The organism is Actinoallomurus spadix (genome assembly GCF_024055725.1).
In the GTDB taxonomy this organism is placed as follows: Bacteria; Actinomycetota; Actinomycetes; order Streptosporangiales; family Streptosporangiaceae; genus Actinoallomurus; species Actinoallomurus spadix.
In genome coordinates, this window is sequence record NZ_JAMXMX010000044.1 from 18,860 (window position 1) to 35,191 (window position 16,332).

Below are 16,332 nucleotides of genomic sequence, written 5' to 3' on the forward strand. Positions count from 1 at the left end.
ATGACCGTGATGATGGATTGGAAACCGGGACTCACCGCCCAGGTTCCTCACCGGCCGGTCAGGGGAGGGCGCGGGCGGCGGTCAGCGCCTCGGCCAGCACGTCGCGTACGGGACGGCCGGTGCGCTCGGCGGCGGCCCGGGCATCGTCGTACTCCGCCTGCGCGGTCACGACCCTGCCTCCGAGCAGGCCGCGCTTGACCGCGACCACCGCTCCCCCGGCCACGGTCACCGCGACCTGGTCGCGGTGCAGCGAGCGCCGCTCCACCGAGGACACCCGGACGCCGAGGGTGGTCGTCTGCTCGAAGACGACGCGGCACACGGCGTCGAGCCGGTCCGGCGGCACGAGGACGCTCAGCACCTGACCGGGCCGGCCCTTGCGCATCAGCGCGGGGGCGCACCAGGCGTCGGCGGCCCCGGCGGAGCGCAGCGCCTCCAGCACGTCCGGCCAGAGCCGTGGGTCCAGGTCGTCCACGGTCGTGTCGACGCGCCGCATCTCCGCCGTCGCCCAGCCGGAGGCGCCGGCGGACTCCCCGATCAGTACGCGCAGGACGTTCGGGTGACCCTCGGGGTCGGCGCGGCCGGCGCCGGTTCCGGTGGCGCGCGGCACGCAGTCCGGTGCGGGGCCCCAGCCGGTGGCCAGTGTGGCGAGCAGCGCGGCGCCGGTCGGGGTGCACAGCTCCATCGCGGCGGGGTGCGCGCGCAGCGGAGCACCGGCCTCGGTGAGCAGCTCCAGGACGGCGGGCACCGGGACGGGCAGCGGCCCGTGGGCCGCGCGGACCGTTCCGGACCCCGCCGCGACCGGCGAGACCACGCGGGCCGCGGACCCGAGCAGGCCGAGGTCGTGCAGGGCGAGCGCGCAGCCGGTGACGTCGGCGATCGCGTCCAGGGCGCCGACCTCGTGGAAGTGGATCTCCGAGACGGCCACGCCGTGCACCCGCGCCTCGGCGCGGGCGAGCCGCTCGAACACGGCGAGCGCGAACTCCCGTGCCTCGTCCGGGAGCGTGGCGGCGGTGAGGATCGCGGTGACGTCGGCGAGGTTCCGCGAGACGTCGCTGCGCGGCGCCCGTACGTCGGCGTGCAGGGCACGAAGCCCGTGCCGGCGCACCTGGGTCACCTCGACGTCGATGGGCTCGACGGCGAGCCCGCGCAGGCCGGCGCGCACGGCCTCCGGGTCGGCGCCGGCGTCCAGGAGCGCGGCGAGCAGCATGTCACCGGCCGCGCCGTTGCCCGCGTCCACCCACAGCGTCCGCGCCGGGCGCGTTCCCCCGGAAGAGCCCACCGGCTCCCCCAGAGAGCCCACCGGTTCCCCGGAGGGGCTCACCGGCTCCCCGGATGAGTGCACGTGCGCCTCGGAAGGGTTCACGGGCGCGTCCGCGCGGTGCGGCGGGCGATGCGCGCGGCGGCGACACCCGCGCCGAAGCCGTTGTCGACGTTGACCGACACGATGCCGGGGGCACAGCTGTTGACCGTGGCCAGCCAGGCCGTGACACCCTCCATGTGCCAGCCGTAACCGACGCTCGTCGGCACCGCGATCAGCGGCGCGCCGACGAGCCCGCCGAGCACCGAGGGCAGGGCCGCCTCCATGCCCGCGATCGCCACGACGACGTCGGCCTCGGCGATCCGGTCGCGCTGGGCGAGGAGGCGGTGCAGGCCCGCCACGCCGACGTCCACGATCTCGTCGGGCTCGGCCCCGAACACCCGCACGGTGGTCGCGCACTCGCGGACGACGGGCAGGTCGGACGTGCCCGCGGCGACGACGGCGACCGTCCCGCGCGTCTCGGCCGTGCCCAGCACCGCCGTACGGCCGACGGGGTCGACCTCGGCGTCCGGCAGCCGCTCCGCGCACAGCGCGATCGCCTCGTCCGACAGCCGCGTGGCGAGCACGGCGCGATCGGAGTGCGCCTCGTGCAGCGTGCGCAGCGCGGTGACGATCTGCTCGGGCGTCTTGCCCTGGCCGAACACCACCTCCGGGTCACCGGTCCGGGCGGCGCGGTCGACGTCGAGCCGCGCGAAGCCGAGATCGGCGACGCCGTCCGGCTGAGATACCGTCATGCGAGTTCCTCAACGGATCGGGGTTGCATGGTGGACGTCGTGGTCCTCTCCGACTCACTGCTGACCGAGATGGCAGGCTACGGCAGAACGCTGGTCGCGTTCTCCGGCGGCGTGGACTCCAGTGTCGTACTCGCCGCGGCGGCGCGCGCGCTCGGCCCCGAGCGGGTCGCGGCCGTCACGGCCGTGTCGCCGTCGCTGCCGGCCGCCGAACTCGACGCGGCCAGGCGGTTCTGCGCGGACCTGGGCGTGACGCATCACACGCCCGCCACCTCCGAACTGGAGGTGCCCGGCTACCGGGAGAACAGCCCGCAGCGCTGCTACTTCTGCAAGAGCGTCCTGCTCGACACCGCGAACGCTCTCGCCGACCATCTGGGCTACGCGACCATCACGACCGGCACGAACGCCTCGGACGTCGTCGCCGGGTTCCGGCCCGGCATCCGCGCCGCCGCCGAGCGCGGCGCCCGTACGCCACTGGCCGACCTGGGCCTGGACAAGGACGCGGTGCGCGCCATCGCCCGGCACTGGGACCTGCCGATGTGGGACAAGCCGGCCGCGGCGTGCATGGCGAGCCGCGTCGCGTACGGCATCGAGGTGACCTCGGCGCGCCTGGCGCGGATCGAGCGGGCGGAGACGGCCGTGCGCGGGCTGTTCGGCGGGGCGGTCCGGGACCTGCGGGTCCGCGACCTCGGCGACGCCGTGCGCCTGGAGGTCGACCCCGACCTGGTCGACCGCGCCCGCGACGACGAGGCCGTGCACGCCGCGATCCGCGAGGCCGGGTTCGCCGCCGCGCCGATCCGCGTCGAGGTGTTCCGGTCCGGTTCGATGAACGACCGGCTCGCCGCCTCCGAACGCTGACCACGAACGGGCCCGCGGGCCACCCGGCGGTGAGATGTGCGAGACATGAACGACGGGTGACGCGTCCGGCCGTTTGTGGAGTGTCCATTAACCGTTAGGGTTTCCCTGTCAGATCGCGGCCGGGACGGCTCATGCCCACGATCGGAGAAGAACAGCGGATGACGCCAGACCGACCTCACGAGTTCCCGTCCCTGGGTGACTCCCACATCCTGCTGACCGGTGCCACCGGCTTCCTCGGGCAGGCGACCCTGGAGAAGCTGCTGTCGGCGCATCCGGGCGTGCGCGTCTCGGTGCTGATCCGGCCGCGTGGCGGCACGTCCGCGCAGCGCCGGTTCGACGGCCTGCTGCGCAAGCCCGTCTTCCGCACGATGCGGGAGCGGATCGGCGAGGACGAGCTGCGGCGCATCGCGGCCGAGCGGGTCGACGTCATCGAGGGCGACCTCGGCGAGGTCACCCTCCCCTCCGACATCGACGTGGTCATCCACGGCGCGTCCACGGTGTCCTTCGACCCGCCGATCGACGAGGCGTTCCGCACGAACGTCTCCGGCGTCGTGACGCTGTACGAGGCGCTGCACAAGGCCGGTGCGGACCCGCACGTGGTGCATGTGTCCACCGCGTACGTCGCGGGTGTCCGCAAGGGCGTCGTGCCGGAGGCCCGGCTCGACCACGGCGTCGACTGGCGCACCGAGCTGGCCGAGGCCCTCGCGGCCCACGCCGACGTCGAGCGCGACTCGCGGCGCCCGGAGGTGCTGCGCAAGTCGATGGCGCGGGCGCAGGGCGAGCACCGCAAGGCCGGCCCGCAGTCGGTGGTGGCGGCCGCCGAGGAGGCGCGGCAGGCGTGGGTCGGCGAGCGCCTCGTCGACTACGGCCGGGCGCGGGCGCAGAGCCTCGGCTGGCCGGACGTCTACACCTTCACCAAGGCGCTCGGCGAGCGCGCCGCCGAGGAGCTGTGGGGCGAGCGGCGGCTGTCCATCGTCCGCCCGGCGATCGTCGAGAGCTCGCTGCGCCACCCGTACCCCGGCTGGATCGACGGCTACAAGATGGCCGACCCGCTGATCATCGCGTACGGCCGGGGCGTCCTGCCGGAGTTCCCCGGCCTGCCCGACAGCGTCGTCGACATCATCCCGGTCGACCTGGTCGTCAACGCCACGATCGCGGTCGCGGCCACGCCGCCCGAGCGCGGCACCCCCGGCTACTTCCACGTCGGCTCCGGCTCGCGCAACCCGCTGTCCTTCCGCGGCCTGTACGAGAACGTCCGCGACTACTTCCGGCGGCACCCGATGCCGGCCGGCGAGCGCGGCCACATCCGCGTCCCGCAGTGGCGGTTCCCCGGCAGTCGTCAGGTCGAGATGATGCTGAGCGGCAGCGAGCGGGCCACCTCCGCGGCCGAGCGCGCGCTGCTGCGGCTGCCCGCCTCCGCCAAGACCCGCGAGTGGATGACCGCGGTGCACCGGCAGCAGACGAACCTCGACTTCCTGCGCCGCTACTCCGACCTGTACCAGGCGTACACCAAGGCCGAGGTCATCTACGACGACAGCCGCACGCACGCGCTGCACGAGACCGTGCCGGCCGACCGGATCGACGAGCACGGCTTCGACCCGTCGGTCATCGACTGGGAGCACTACCTGCAGGAGGTGCACTCCCCCAGCGTCACCGAGCTGATGCGCGGCTTCTCCCGTGGCCGCGGCGGCGGCCGCAAGAGCGCCGACCCGGTGCTGCCCGAGCGCACCGACGTGGCCGCCGTGTTCGACCTCGAGGGCACGATCATCGCCTCGAACCTCATCGAGTCCTACCTGTGGGCCCGGCTGTCGTCCATGCCGCGCTCGCAGTGGAGCGGCGAGCTCGCCGACCTCGCCCGCTCGCTCCCCCGCTACCTGCGCGCCGAGCGGCGCGACCGCGGCGACTTCGTCCGGGCGTTCCTGCGGCGCTACGAGGGCGCCGACATCGCCGAGCTGCGCGCGCTCGTCAAGGACGTCCTCGGCGAGGCGGTGCTGCAGCGGGTCATGCCGGAGGCCGTCCGCAGGATCCGGGCGCACCGCGCCGCCGGGCACAAGACGATCCTCATCACCGGCACGATCGACGTGTTCGTCGAGCCGCTGTCCACGCTGTTCGACGAGGTCGTCGCCAGCCGCATGCACGAGCGCGACGGCAGGCTGACCGGCTACCTCGACACGCCCCCGCTGGTGGACGAGGCGCGGGCCGCGTGGCTGCGCCGCCACGCCGCCGACACCGGCCTGGACCTGTCACAGTCCTACGCCTACGCGGACAGCTACTCCGACCGGCCGCTGCTGGAGGCCGTCGGCAACCCCAACGCGGTCAATCCGGACCCCTCGCTGTACCGCCATGCCAAGCGCAAGCACTGGCGCATCCAAGAGTGGGGCGCCCATACCCGTGGACGGGGCGACGTGCTGATCGACACCGTGGGAGCGAGGTCCGCCCGATGATCCTCGCGCTCGAGTACCACCGCTCGCCGGGCCGGTTCGTGGCCGCCCGCGGCCTGACCTCCACCCGGATGGGGAGCCGGCTCAGCGGCATGGTCGCCGGGAACGTCGCGCCGCTGCGCCTGGTCAACCGGCAGGCCCCCGAGCTGCCCGGTGACGGCTGGACCCGCGTCACGCCGATCCTGTCCGGCATCTGCGGCTCGGACCTCAGCCTGCTCACCGGGCACTCCTCGCCGTACCTCTCGCCGATGACGTCCATGCCGTTCGTGCCCGGTCACGAGGTCGTCGGCCGGACCATGGACGACCTGCCCGGCGTCCCGAAGGGCAGCCGCGTCGTCATCGACCCGGTCCTGTCGTGCGCCGTGCGGGGCATGGAGCCCTGCCGCTGGTGCGCCTCCGGACAGCAGAGCCGCTGCGACCACGTCACCGCCGGCCGCATCTCGGCGGGCATCCAGACCGGCACCTGCGCCGACACCGGCGGCGGCTGGAGCCGCCAGATGGTCGCGCACGCCAGCCAGCTGCACGTCGTGCCCGACGAACTGCCCGACGAGCGCGCGGTGCTCGCCGAGCCCCTCGCCTGCGCGGTCCACTCCGTACGCCGCGTGCCGATCGAGCCGAACTCCACGGCCGTGATCGTCGGCGCGGGCACGGTCGGGCTGCTGACGCTGATCGCGCTGCGGGAGCTGACCCAGGTCGGCGCGGTGTACGTCATCGCCAAGCACGGCCACCAGAAGGAGAAGGCCAAGGCGCTCGGCGCGACCGCCGTCATCGAGCCCCGCAAGGCCGTGCGCGCGCTGCGGCGCGTCACGACCGCGCGGATGCACACGCCGGAGATGGGCGCGGACTTCCTGCTCGGCGGCGTCGACACCGTCTTCGAGTGCACCGGCGGCGCGAGCGGGCTGGACACCTCCCTGCGGCTCGCCCGCGCGGGAGGTACCGTCGTGATGTCCGGCATGCCGTCCGGCGGCGTCGACCTGACGCCGCTGTGGTTCCGCGAGCTGGAGCTGGTCGGGGCGTACTGCTCCGGCGCCGACGGGGCCGACTTCGCCGACGCCCTCCGGCTCGCCGGCTCGGCTCCGCTGGACGGCTACGTCGGCACGACCTACCCTCTCGCCCGCTGGCGGGAGGCGCTGAACCACGCGGCCGACTCCGGGCGGCTGGGAAGCGTCAAAGTCGCCTTCGACCTGGCGCGCTAGGACGTGTAGGCGAAATTGATGCACAAGGACCGGGAGGTAGGCCGGGTGCTGGTTGGTTTGGAAAGGAACTACGAGTGAGCAGACCAGGCTTCGTACTCGATGTGGATGAGCGGACGCCACCGCTCATCGTGCACCAGGGCGAGGGCTTCCGGCTGGAGCGGCTGCCGCTCGGGTCCAAGGTCATCTACCCGCCGGACTCCCTGCCCGGCATCCGCGACGTCGACGCCACGATCCGGCACGCGCTGCTGAACCCGCACGGCACCGAACCGCTCCCGGAGCTCCTGCGCCCCGGCATGCGGCTCACGATCGTCTTCGACGACCTGTCGCTGCCGCTGCCGCAGATGCAGACCCCGGACGTGCGCCAGCGCATCATCGAGCAGGTCCTGGAGATGGCGGCGGCCAAGGGCGTCGACGACGTCGAGCTGATCGCCGCCAACGCCCTGCACCGCCGGATGACCCCGGCGGAGCTGCGGCGCACCGTCGGCGACCGGGTCTTCCGCGCGTTCTTCCCCGAGCACCTGAAGAACCACGACGCCGAGGACCAGGACAACCTGACCTACTTCGGCAAGACCCGCCACGGCGAGGACGTCGAGATCAACCGGCGCGCCGCCGAGAGCGACCTGATCGTCTACGTCAACATCACGCTCACCGCGATGAGCGGCGGCGCGAAGTCCGTGTCGGTCGGCCTGGCGAGCTACCGCAGCCTGCGGCACCACCACAACGTGCACACGCTGCGGCACTCCAACTCGTTCAACGACCCGCCGAACTCCGCGATGCACCACTCGTACGAGCGGATGAAGGGCCTGATCGACGAGCACGTCAAGGTCTTCACGATCGAGACGACGCTCAACAACGACACCTTCCCCTCCTCGATGGGCTTCCTGAACAAGCGCGAGTGGGAGTGGAACGTCCGCGACCAGGCGACCTACCTCGGGGTCAAGCGGGCCAACGAGCTGATGCCGAAGAAGACGCGGCGGCGCATCTGGCAGAACACCGCCGCGCCGTACGGCGTGACCGGCGTGCACGCCGGCCTGCAGTCCGAGGTGCACCCGCTGACGCTGAAGAACGTCCACCGGCAGCAGCGCACCGAGGTGAACGGCCAGTCCGACATCGCGATCTACGGACTGCCGTACATCTGCCCGTACAACGTCAACTCGGTGATGAACCCGATCCTGGTGATGTCACTCGGGCTCGGCTACTTCTTCAACCTGTACATGAACAAGCCGATCGTCCGGCAGGGCGGCGTGGCGATCTTCTACCACCCGGTGCCGAACGAGTTCCACCCGGTGCACCACCCGAGCTACATCGACTTCTTCGAGGAGATCCTCACCGAGAGCACCGACCCGGTGCTCCTGGAGACGAAGTACGAGGAGCAGTTCGCCACGGACCCGTGGTACATCCAGCTGTACCGCAACAGCTACGCCTACCACGGCGTCCACCCCTTCTACATGTGGTACTGGGGGGCGCACGCGCTGGAGCACCTCGGCGACGTCATCTTCGTCGGCGGCAACCGCAAGACCACCGCGCGGATGGGCTTCCGTTCTGCCAGCACCCTCGCCGACGCGCTGGAGATGGCCAAGGACACCGTCGGCGGCAGCCCGTCGATCTCCTACCTCCACGCCCCGCCGCTCGCTTTGGCGGACGTGCGATGAGCAGGAAATCGTCGAGCATCCGCAAGGAGCTCCGCCTGCTGCGGCACGGGCGGGACTGGCGCGGGCGCTCCACGGTGCCCCGCTCGGCGGAGCCGCACGTCGTCGAGCCCGAGGAGAAGGTCTTCCCGACCGCCTGGGCGCGTACGCCGGTCGCGGTCGCGGCCCGGTCCGTGCTGCGCAAGGGGCTGCTGAAGCCGGTCGCGTGGCGGCAGATCACCCCGGTCATCGAGGGCGCGGAGTACCTCGACGGCGTGCGCGGCCCGGTGGTGTTCGTGGCGAACCACTCCAGCCATCTGGACACCCCGCTGATCCTCGGCTCGCTGCCGGAGCGGTTCGCCAACCGCGTCGCCGTCGGCGCCGCGTCGGACTACTTCTTCGACGTACGCTGGCGCGCGACGCTGACGGCGGTGTTCTTCAACGCCTTCCCCGTCGAGCGGTACGGCTCGAAGCGGCTGCGCAGCCTGGCCATCGACCTGGTCGACGACGGGTGGAGCCTGCTGCTCTATCCGGAGGGCACCCGGTCGGAGGACGGCTGGATGAACCCCTTCAAGCTCGGCGCGGCGGTGCTGTGCGTCTCGAAGCGCGTCCCGTGCGTGCCGATCGCGATCCGGGGCTCGTACGCCGCGATGCCGCGCGGGCGCAACTGGCCGCAGCCGGGCAAGCCGCGTGTCACCGTCCGGTACGGCCGTCCCCTCGTTCCCGAGGAGGGTGAGGACGTCCGGGCGTTCCGCGCGCGGATGGCCAAGGCGGTCGCCGCGCTCGCCGCCGAAGAGGACCTGGGCTGGTACGACGCGCTGCGCGCCTCGGCCGACGACCGCCTCGAGATCCCGGGCGGCTCCCAGCCGACCCGTCCCGGCGCGGTGCGCGAGGACGGCGACAAGCCGGGCACGGCCGCCGACTGGCGGCGGATCTGGGCCTCGACCGAACCCCTCACGAACCGCCGGCGCCGCGTCTGGCGCGCCTGACCTACGACACCGCCGAGCCCCGGGCCACGCCGTACGGCGTGGCCCGGGGCTTTTTTTCTCGGCAGATAATCGATTATCTTGTCGATCATCTATTATATTGGGCATGCCTTCCTTCGATACGGGCGCGGGCCGCCGCTGCCACGCCGTCGTCAACCCCCTGCACACCTGCGTGTACTTCGCCCCGGAATGGCGAGGCGAACTCGCGGCGATCGGGCTGGAGCATGAGGCCATGGCCTACCTCGCGAGCCGCGCGGCCCCACTCGGAGCGGTCGGAGCGGGCACCGTCACAGCGACGTTCTACAACTTCGACCACGGGCATGTGCGGCGGTACATCCCCGCCGCGTGGACCGTCACCACGCCACAGGCGGTGCTGGCGGCCCGGCTGCGCGGCGCGGACAGAACGCTGCGGCGGCTGCTCGGAGAGAAGGCCCTCACCTCGGAGGAAATGGCCGAGGCCGCCGAACTGGCGCTGCGTGCCACTCAGGCATGCCGCCGAGAGGCGCGGCCGCTGTACGCCGCCAACGCCGATCTTCCCGTTCCCGAGGAACCGCACCTGGCCCTGTGGCACGCCGCGACGCTGCTGCGCGAACACCGGGGCGACGGTCACCTCGCCGCCCTGGCGATCGCCGGACTGTCCGGGATCGAGGCGCTCGTCCTGCACAACGCCACCGGCCGGGCGCCGACGTCGGCGACGTTCATGCGGACCCGAGGATGGTCCGCCGAGCAGTGGGCCGCCACACGGGACCGGTTGCGGGAGCGCGGCCTGCTGGATGAGGCGGGGAACCTCACCGAGTCGGGCACGGCCCTGCGGGAGGAGGCGGAAGTGCTCACCGACCGCCTCGACGCCGCCCCGTACGACCATCTCGGCCCGGCCGCCACCGCGCGCCTCACCGAACTGGCCGGCCGCTTCACCACAGCCCTCAGGGCGGCGGGCGCCTTCCCCGCGGCGCTCTTCGGCAAGGGCTGAGGGCCCCGGAACCACGGAGTCTCACGCGTACCCGCCGAAGTGAGGAGGGAACCGGAGGCCCGGTCCCCTCCTCACTCCTGGGCGGCTAACGGCCGGCTTCGTAGTCGTCCATGGCGCGGCCGAGCTTGGCGAACTTCTCGGTGCGGTTCACCGCGGGCTGGACGCCCGGGTCCGGACGGTTCGTGTCCTTGTAGCGCCAGCCGAGGTTGCTGAACGCGACGATGATGTAGTCGCGCTTCGCCTGGCCGGGCAGGGAGTGCACGATGCCCGCGTCACCGGCCGCGACCGCCGTGAGCCCCGTCTTGTGGGCGAACGTCACCTGCGCGGCGTCCTGGCAGGGCTGCACGGGGTACAGGTACTTGCCGTCGGTCGGGTCCTCGTTGACCGTCACGGTCCCGTCGGGGCCGATCCACCGCTGCGCGATCCGCTGCGGCATGCCCGCCGCCGGGTAGGTGTAGCCGCAGTAGTTCGTCGTCGACAGGACGTTGTTCCAGCCCTGCTCGCCGAGCTCCTTCAGGAAGAACTCCCGGGAGGACCTGCTCAGGACGTCACTGGTGACCGCCTTGCCGTTAGGAGCGGTCCACGCCTTGCCGGGAACCCCGTTGAGGAGCATCAGCAGCTTGGCGGTGTCCAGCGACGACATGGTGACCTGCGGGGACCAGTCGCCGTTGGCCGGGTCCGTGCCCTTCAGTTGCAGCATGTCCAGGCCCAGCTCCTGGAACCGCTGGTTGAGCCAGTCGACTCCGCCGTGCTCGTGCATCAGCTTGATCAGCGAACACGTCGCGCCGTTGTCGGAGATGGTGATCATCCGGTCGAAGTACTCGCCGATGGTCCGGGTGGTCGCACCCTCGCAGCGGTCGGAGGCCTTCGTCGGCGTGTACGCGTAGGTGTCGCTCAGCTTGATGACGCCCTTGTCCACCAGCTGCAGGATCCCGAAGCCGACCGTCAGCTTGATGATCGACGCCGGGTAGGGCTCCATGAAGTCGATGGGCGCGTTCTCGCGGCCCGGGACGGTGTCCGTCGTGCCCCGGCCGTTGTTCGCGTCCCACTCGGTGTCGTTCCACAGGCGGTACCGCACGGCGGTGGTGCGGAGGTTCTTGTCCACCGGGACGACGACGCCGTCCTTGTACTGCGGGCTCATCAGGACGGTGCCGGAGGAGACCGGCCGTCCCTTCTTGTCGAGCTCGATGACGGTCACGTCGACCTGCGGCTGCTGGTGGATCGTCGTGCCGGCCGCGGCCTTGAGCGCGGGAGCGTCCTTCGGCCGGCCCGACTCGCTCTCCGGCTGGGCGGCGAGCGCGCGGGCCTGGGCCGATCCGGGCGGGGCCGAGTCGACGAGGTCGCCGAAGGTCAGCCCTGCCATGGTCTGCTGGAGCCGCTGGGCGAGTTCGCCGGACGGGTGCGTGGCCGCGTGTGCCGGCGGGACCGTGGCGGTCAGGAGCGCCGCGGCGCCGCCGAGCGCGACCAGAACTTGACGGGGATGTCGAATCCGAGGTGAGATCACCGCGCCAGCCTAGAACAGAAGATGATCTTGGTCGCCACCTTTGTCACAGAACGGTTAAGAGAACCGCGGGCTGGAGCGGAGCGGGAGCTCTGGTCTTGGTCAGAACCGCACGCCGCCGAGGCGGCCTTCGAGGAGGACGAGCAACTCGCTGAGGACGTCGGCGAGCTCCCGCTGCCTGTCCGTGCCGAGCGCGGACAGCAGCGACGCCTCATAGCCGACCTGTTCGGGGACGAGACGGGCGATGAGCCGCCGGCCCTCCTCGGTGAGGGAGACGCGGGCGACCCGGCGGTCGCGCTCGTCGGCGCGGCGTTCGACCAGCCCGCGCTCCTCCAGCCGGCGCAGGCGCTTCGTGACGGCGGCACCCGACGAGAACGTCTCCCGGGCGAGTTGCGTCGGGGTGAGGTCCCGGCCGACCCGCTGCAGCGCGCCGAGCAGGTCGAACTCCGGCCGGGCAAGGCCCTCCCGGGTCAGCGGGGCGCCGGCCGCCTGCTGGAGCAGGACCGTGCAGCGGGTGAGCCTGCCGATCACCGCGATCGGAAGGGTGTCCAGATCGGGATGGATCCTCCGCCACTGGCGCAGGACCTCCGCGACCGCGTCTTCCATGGGTTCTTCCTTCCACGGTCAGGAGGCGAGTGCCGTCGAGATCGGCGCCGACAGGCGCAGGGCCACCTGGGCGAGCGTGCGGTGCCCTTCCCGTTCGGCCGACGCGATCCGCTCCTCGGGAAGCGGCTGCCGCCACCACTCCCCGTTCACGGCGTCGACCGCCGCGCGCAGCTCCACCAGCGACGCGACCAGGCGGTCCCGGGCCGCGGCCAGGTCTCGCGGGTCCATGCCCCAGGTTGTGCCGAGCACGGCACGGGCGGTGGCGTCCGCGAGGACGACCCGGTCCACGAGGTCGTCGATCCGGTGCCCGGCCCGGCGATCGGTGATCAGGAAGCAGCCGAGCAGGCCGATGACCGCGCCCACGCAGGTGTCGAGCCAGCGGTCGGCGATGAGCCGTCCGGCGGGCTGCGCCCCGGCGAACTCGACGACGAGTAGCGCCATCGGCGTGACACAGACCGTTCCGAGCCAGTAGTTCCGGCTGATCAGCGCCTCCGCGCCGAACTGGAACGCCAGCGCGGTCAGCACGAGCGCCACCTGGCCGGTGCGGGTCAGCGGCAGGGCCGCCGTGAAGACGAGCAGGCCGACCAGGTTGGCGAGCACCCGCTGCAGGGCGCGCTGCCAGGTGAGCGACAGGTTCGCCTGGAAGACGGCGGCGGCGGTGACCACCGCCCAGTAGGGGCGGCCCACGCCGAGAGCGGCCGAGCACCACCCGGCGAGGGCGGCCCCGACGGCCACCCGCGCGCCGATCGGGATGACCGGCGAACCGGGACGCAGCGCGCGCAGAAGGTGCCGGGAGCCCCGGGCCCGCTCGACGGCGAGCCCGGCCAGCTCACCGGCCTCCGCCGGGCTGGGCGCGGGCATCGGCGGGGTCCGGCCGTGGCGCAGGTCCCGGGCCCACCGGACGAGCCGCGCGGCCTCCTCGGCGTGTCCCGGTCCGGCCGCGAGGGCGGACTCGGCGCGGGCGACGAACCGTTCCAGCGCCGCGCGGGCGGCGGCGCGCCCGGGCGTACGGGCGGGCACGTGAGCCAGGGTGTGCCACGCGGCGTTCGCCGCGGCGGCGGCGTCGTGCCGGGCCCGTGCCTCCTGACCGGGCGCGGCGCGGAGGAGCCGGGCCGCCGCGTCCAGGGCACGGGCGGCGGCGACGCGCTCCGGGCCGTCCGGGCGCACCAGCGCCGGCGCCATGCACACCAGCCAGGCGACGCAGCCGCCGAGCAGGCCGAGTCCCACGTGCGCGGGGATGTCGGCGAGCCGTTGCGGCACGAACGCGCAGCTCGCGGAGATGAAGGGAAGATCAGGCCACCGGGCGGGCCGATGCGGACGGCGTCGCAGACCACCTTGTGCGCGGCGGCGAGAAGTGCGGCCACGGCCACCCGGATCACCACCGACTCGGTCGACGCGGAGGTGAGGAGCGCGACCGCCGTGCTCACGAGCATGCCGAGCAGGACCCACAGCAGGGTCCGGGCGCGGGCGGCGTACGGCCGGCCGTGGGCGTACAGGGCGCACAGCGCCCCGGCCGAGGTGTAGAGGACCAGGTCGAGCCGGCCCAGGGCGAGGAGCGTGAAGTCGGGCACGGCGAGAGCCACTACGACGCTCAACGCGACCTTGTGCCAGATGTCGCTGCCCCGGCCGACCCGCAACACGCCCTTCAGCGGCAGCAGCCGCCTCCACGCCCTCTCTCGCTCCACCCAAATAGATTAACAGGTGTTTTACTCGTAAAAGTTTTCCGTGGCCGTGGGGCGCGGTTGCGGTCACACGTCGAGGGTCAGGTCCGGCGGCACGCCGATGAGGGACACGGCGCCCTGGGGGTCGACGTCGATCGAGACGGCCGCGGCGCCGACGCGGACGTTGCTCACGGACAGCGGCCCGAACCCGGGCAGCGGGGACACGGCCAGCCGGCCGGACGGCACGTCGACGTCCAGGCCGAGCAGCGCGGTGACCAGCGCCGGCGAGACCGCGGCGGCCCACGCCTGGGGCCGGCACGCCGCCGGGTACGGCACGGGGCCCGCCGTCGCGCCGTCATCGGTCCGGCCGGCCGGGCCGCTGTGCCCGGAGTGCTCGACCGCCCGGCGGCTCCGCTCGGCGTGCGAACCGTGCCCCGGCGGGGCGGCCTGGCCGCCGAACAGTTCGGGCAGCCGGTGGCCGAAGCCCGGCGCGGCGGCGATCAGGCCGCGCGCCAGGCCGGCGGCGACGCCGGGGTGACCGGCGCGAACCAGGCCGAGGACGGCGATCACCGTGTCGTGCGGCCAGACCGAGCCCAGGTGGTACGACAGCGGGTCGAAGCCCGCCGAGGCCGTGCCCAGGGTCCGCAGCCCCCACCCGGAGTCGAGCTCGGCCAGCCGGGCGGCGACCAGGTCCTCCTCGGCCGGGGTGAGCAGGCCGGTGCCGAGGAGGTGTCCCATGTTGGAGGCCGGGCCGTCCACGGGTTCTCCCCGGCCGTCCAGCGCGATGGCGGGGTACCCGTCGACCCAGAACCGCGCGCGGAAGCGTTCCGCGAGGGCGGCCGCCCACTCCCGGCGGCGTTCACCGCCCGGGCGGCCGAACGCGTCCAGCAGGCCGGCACCGAGCACGGCGGCCTGGTAGGCGTACGCCTGGACCTCCGACAGGGCGACGGGCGGCGTCGCCGTGCGACCGTCGGCGTGCTGGACGCCGTCAGTGGAGTCCTTCCAGCCCTGGTTGACGAGCCGGTCCGGCGACCCGGTGTAGGACAGGAAGGCGTCGCCGAAGCCCTCGATCCACGTCAGTGCCCGCTCGGCGGCGGGCAGCAGCGCCTCGACCTCCGCGTCCGGCATCCCCCATCGCCACGCCTCCACGAGCGTGGTGACGAACAGCGGCGTGGCGTCGACCGTGCCGTAGTACACCGGCGGGAGCCACCCCGCGGCGTGTGCGGGGCGCAGCTCGTGGGGGATCTTCCCGGGCGCCTCCTCCGTCTCCGGGTCGTGGCGGGCGCCCTGGTGCCGGGCCAGCGCCCGCAGCGTTCCGGCGGCGAGTTCCCATCCCAGGGGGAGGGCCAGCCGGGCGGTCCACAGGGAGTCCCGGCCGAACAGCGTGAGGTACCACGGGCTGCCGGCCGCGCAGTACGGGTCGCCCTCGTCGGCGAGCAGGAGCGCGCCGAGGTCTGCGATCCCCTGGCCGACCAGCGCGTCCAGGCGCCGGTCCTCGGACCGTACGGTGAGGGGCGTCGCCGACCAGGGCGGTGCCGTGTCCGGAGGCGCCTGCCGGAACCCCTCCACCGGCGGAGGCGTCGCCCGTACGGTCAGCGTGGTCGTGAACTCCTCCCCCGGCGCCAGCGCCGGCTCGGCCCGCAGGCGCCCGGTCAGCAGCACCGTGTAGCCGTCCGGGCCCGTGTGCGCGATTCCGTCGCGCAGCGGCGCCTCATCCGGTCCCTCCCGGCCCGGTTCCCCGGCGTGCCACGCCTTGACGTCGCTGATCTCGGCCAGGTCGGCGGCGGCCTCGACCGAGACGGTCACCGTGACCGGCTCGGCGCCGTCGTTGCGGACGCGGATCTCCTCGGTGCCGCCGTCGCGGCGGGCCGTACGGGTCCGCTCGACGGTCAGGTCACCGAGCGCCGCCGTGAAGCGGGCGGCGTCCGCGCCGAGCATGGTCGCGCCGGCCGGCTCGGGTTCGGCCCCGTCGAGGGTCAGCACCAGCCGTGACAGGACCCGGCGGTCGGCGACGTACAGTCCGTCGGCACCGCCGGTCAGCTGCCCGCTCGGCGGGGAGAGCCAGAGCGCCGGCGCGGCCAGACAGGTCAGGTGCTCGTGGAGGGAGGACTGGGACACGGGGAGCTCCCGGGGAGGTGGCGTTCGCGGGGACGCCCCGCCGGGCGGGCGAGGCGTCCCCGCGGGGTCAGCGGAGGGTGACGGCGAGCGCAGAGGGCCGGCCACGGATCCGGCGTCGGCCACGACCTCGGTGCCGCGCGCCGTCCTGCGAACCCTGGTACGTCACGGCGCGCCCTCTCGTGGATCGCCCCCGAGCGTGCGCGGGCCCTCGGAGCCCGCCGGTCGGGCCGGCTCCGAGGGCTGCGGTCCGCCGCCGCGGCGGCGGACGTTCCTATGTCGGACACCGCGTGCCAGGCGGCGGTGTCCGCGGGCAGCAAC

General features: G+C 73.3%; 13 protein-coding genes. 7 read left to right on the top strand and 6 right to left on the bottom strand.

The annotated features are described in order from the left end of the window. Nucleotides 1-58 precede the first annotated feature (58 nt). A complete protein-coding gene (gene larC / locus NE235_RS35760) occupies nt 59-1,279 on the bottom strand; it encodes a nickel pincer cofactor biosynthesis protein LarC (protein WP_252811110.1) in 1,221 nt (406 codons plus the stop codon). Nucleotides 1,280-1,359: 80 nt separating this feature from the next. Beyond that, nucleotides 1,360-2,052: a nickel pincer cofactor biosynthesis protein LarB gene (gene larB, locus NE235_RS35765; protein WP_252811113.1), complete on the bottom strand. Its 693-nt coding sequence runs from the start codon at nt 2,050-2,052 to the stop codon at nt 1,360-1,362. A 27-nt stretch (nt 2,053-2,079) separates the two neighbouring features. On the opposite strand from larB, the gene larE reads away from it, so the two are divergent. The 6 genes from larE to NE235_RS35795 all read left to right on the top strand — a co-directional run bounded on the left by larE (nt 2,080) and on the right by NE235_RS35795 (nt 10,128). Continuing rightward, entirely contained in the window at nt 2,080-2,907 is an 828-nt protein-coding gene (gene larE, locus NE235_RS35770; RefSeq protein WP_252811115.1) for an ATP-dependent sacrificial sulfur transferase LarE, read from the top strand. Nucleotides 2,908-3,065: 158 nt separating this feature from the next. Continuing rightward, nucleotides 3,066-5,351, top strand: coding sequence for an HAD-IB family hydrolase (locus tag NE235_RS35775; protein ID WP_252811117.1), 2,286 nt, complete (start codon nt 3,066-3,068; stop codon nt 5,349-5,351). Next, a complete protein-coding gene (locus NE235_RS35780; RefSeq protein ID WP_252811119.1) occupies nt 5,348-6,544 on the top strand; it encodes a zinc-dependent alcohol dehydrogenase in 1,197 nt (398 codons plus the stop codon). Before NE235_RS35775 ends, NE235_RS35780 begins: the two co-directional genes overlap by 4 nt. 74 nt (nt 6,545-6,618) lie before the next feature. Next, the gene (locus NE235_RS35785) at nt 6,619-8,196 is read left to right on the top strand and encodes a lactate racemase domain-containing protein (RefSeq protein ID WP_252811121.1); all 1,578 of its coding nucleotides are present in this window, start codon (nt 6,619-6,621) and stop codon (nt 8,194-8,196) included. Further along, a complete protein-coding gene (locus tag NE235_RS35790) occupies nt 8,193-9,161 on the top strand; it encodes a lysophospholipid acyltransferase family protein (RefSeq protein ID WP_252811123.1) in 969 nt (322 codons plus the stop codon). Before NE235_RS35785 ends, NE235_RS35790 begins: the two co-directional genes overlap by 4 nt. Nucleotides 9,162-9,264: 103 nt before the next feature. Then, nucleotides 9,265-10,128, top strand: a complete 864-nt coding sequence (locus tag NE235_RS35795; RefSeq protein ID WP_252811125.1) for an SCO6745 family protein — start codon at nt 9,265-9,267, stop codon at nt 10,126-10,128. Nucleotides 10,129-10,213: 85 nt separating this feature from the next. Here the strand turns inward: NE235_RS35795 and NE235_RS38525 are convergent, their stop codons facing one another. The 3 genes from NE235_RS38525 to NE235_RS35810 all read right to left on the bottom strand — a co-directional run bounded on the left by NE235_RS38525 (nt 10,214) and on the right by NE235_RS35810 (nt 13,495). Beyond that, on the bottom strand, nt 10,214-11,632 hold the full coding sequence (locus NE235_RS38525) for a serine hydrolase (protein ID WP_252811127.1): 1,419 nt from the start codon (nt 11,630-11,632) through the stop codon (nt 10,214-10,216). Nucleotides 11,633-11,731: 99 nt separating this feature from the next. Beyond that, the gene (locus NE235_RS35805) at nt 11,732-12,235 is read right to left on the bottom strand and encodes a MarR family winged helix-turn-helix transcriptional regulator (protein ID WP_252811129.1); all 504 of its coding nucleotides are present in this window, start codon (nt 12,233-12,235) and stop codon (nt 11,732-11,734) included. A gap of 18 nt (nt 12,236-12,253) precedes the next feature. Continuing rightward, nucleotides 12,254-13,495 carry an FUSC family protein gene (locus tag NE235_RS35810; RefSeq protein WP_252811131.1) on the bottom strand — a complete coding sequence of 414 codons (1,242 nt, stop codon included), beginning with the start codon at nt 13,493-13,495 and terminating at the stop codon, nt 12,254-12,256. Between the two features lie 51 nt (nt 13,496-13,546). On the opposite strand from NE235_RS35810, the gene NE235_RS35815 reads away from it, so the two are divergent. Continuing rightward, nucleotides 13,547-13,759, top strand: coding sequence for a hypothetical protein (locus NE235_RS35815; protein WP_252811133.1), 213 nt, complete (start codon nt 13,547-13,549; stop codon nt 13,757-13,759). Nucleotides 13,760-13,983: 224 nt separating this feature from the next. Here NE235_RS35815 and NE235_RS35820 read toward each other — a convergent pair whose 3' ends face one another. Continuing rightward, complete coding sequence (locus NE235_RS35820; RefSeq protein ID WP_252811135.1) at nt 13,984-16,014, bottom strand: glycogen debranching N-terminal domain-containing protein; 2,031 nt, start codon at nt 16,012-16,014, stop codon at nt 13,984-13,986. Nucleotides 16,015-16,332: the final 318 nt, after the last annotated feature.

Excerpts from the sequence above, each read along its gene's own strand:
- NE235_RS35775 (WP_252811117.1), top strand. The coding sequence starts at position 3,066 with ATGACGCCAGACCGACCTCACGAGTTCCCGTCCCTGGGTGACTCCCAC.
- NE235_RS35780 (WP_252811119.1), top strand. The coding sequence starts at position 5,348 with ATGATCCTCGCGCTCGAGTACCACCGCTCGCCGGGCCGGTTCGTGGCC.
- larE (WP_252811115.1), top strand. The coding sequence starts at position 2,080 with ATGGTGGACGTCGTGGTCCTCTCCGACTCACTGCTGACCGAGATGGCA.
- larB (WP_252811113.1), bottom strand. The coding sequence starts at position 2,052 with ATGACGGTATCTCAGCCGGACGGCGTCGCCGATCTCGGCTTCGCGCGG.
- NE235_RS35815 (WP_252811133.1), top strand. The coding sequence starts at position 13,547 with ATGCGGACGGCGTCGCAGACCACCTTGTGCGCGGCGGCGAGAAGTGCG.
- NE235_RS35795 (WP_252811125.1), top strand. The coding sequence starts at position 9,265 with ATGCCTTCCTTCGATACGGGCGCGGGCCGCCGCTGCCACGCCGTCGTC.
- NE235_RS35805 (WP_252811129.1), bottom strand. The coding sequence starts at position 12,235 with ATGGAAGACGCGGTCGCGGAGGTCCTGCGCCAGTGGCGGAGGATCCAT.
- NE235_RS35790 (WP_252811123.1), top strand. The coding sequence starts at position 8,193 with ATGAGCAGGAAATCGTCGAGCATCCGCAAGGAGCTCCGCCTGCTGCGG.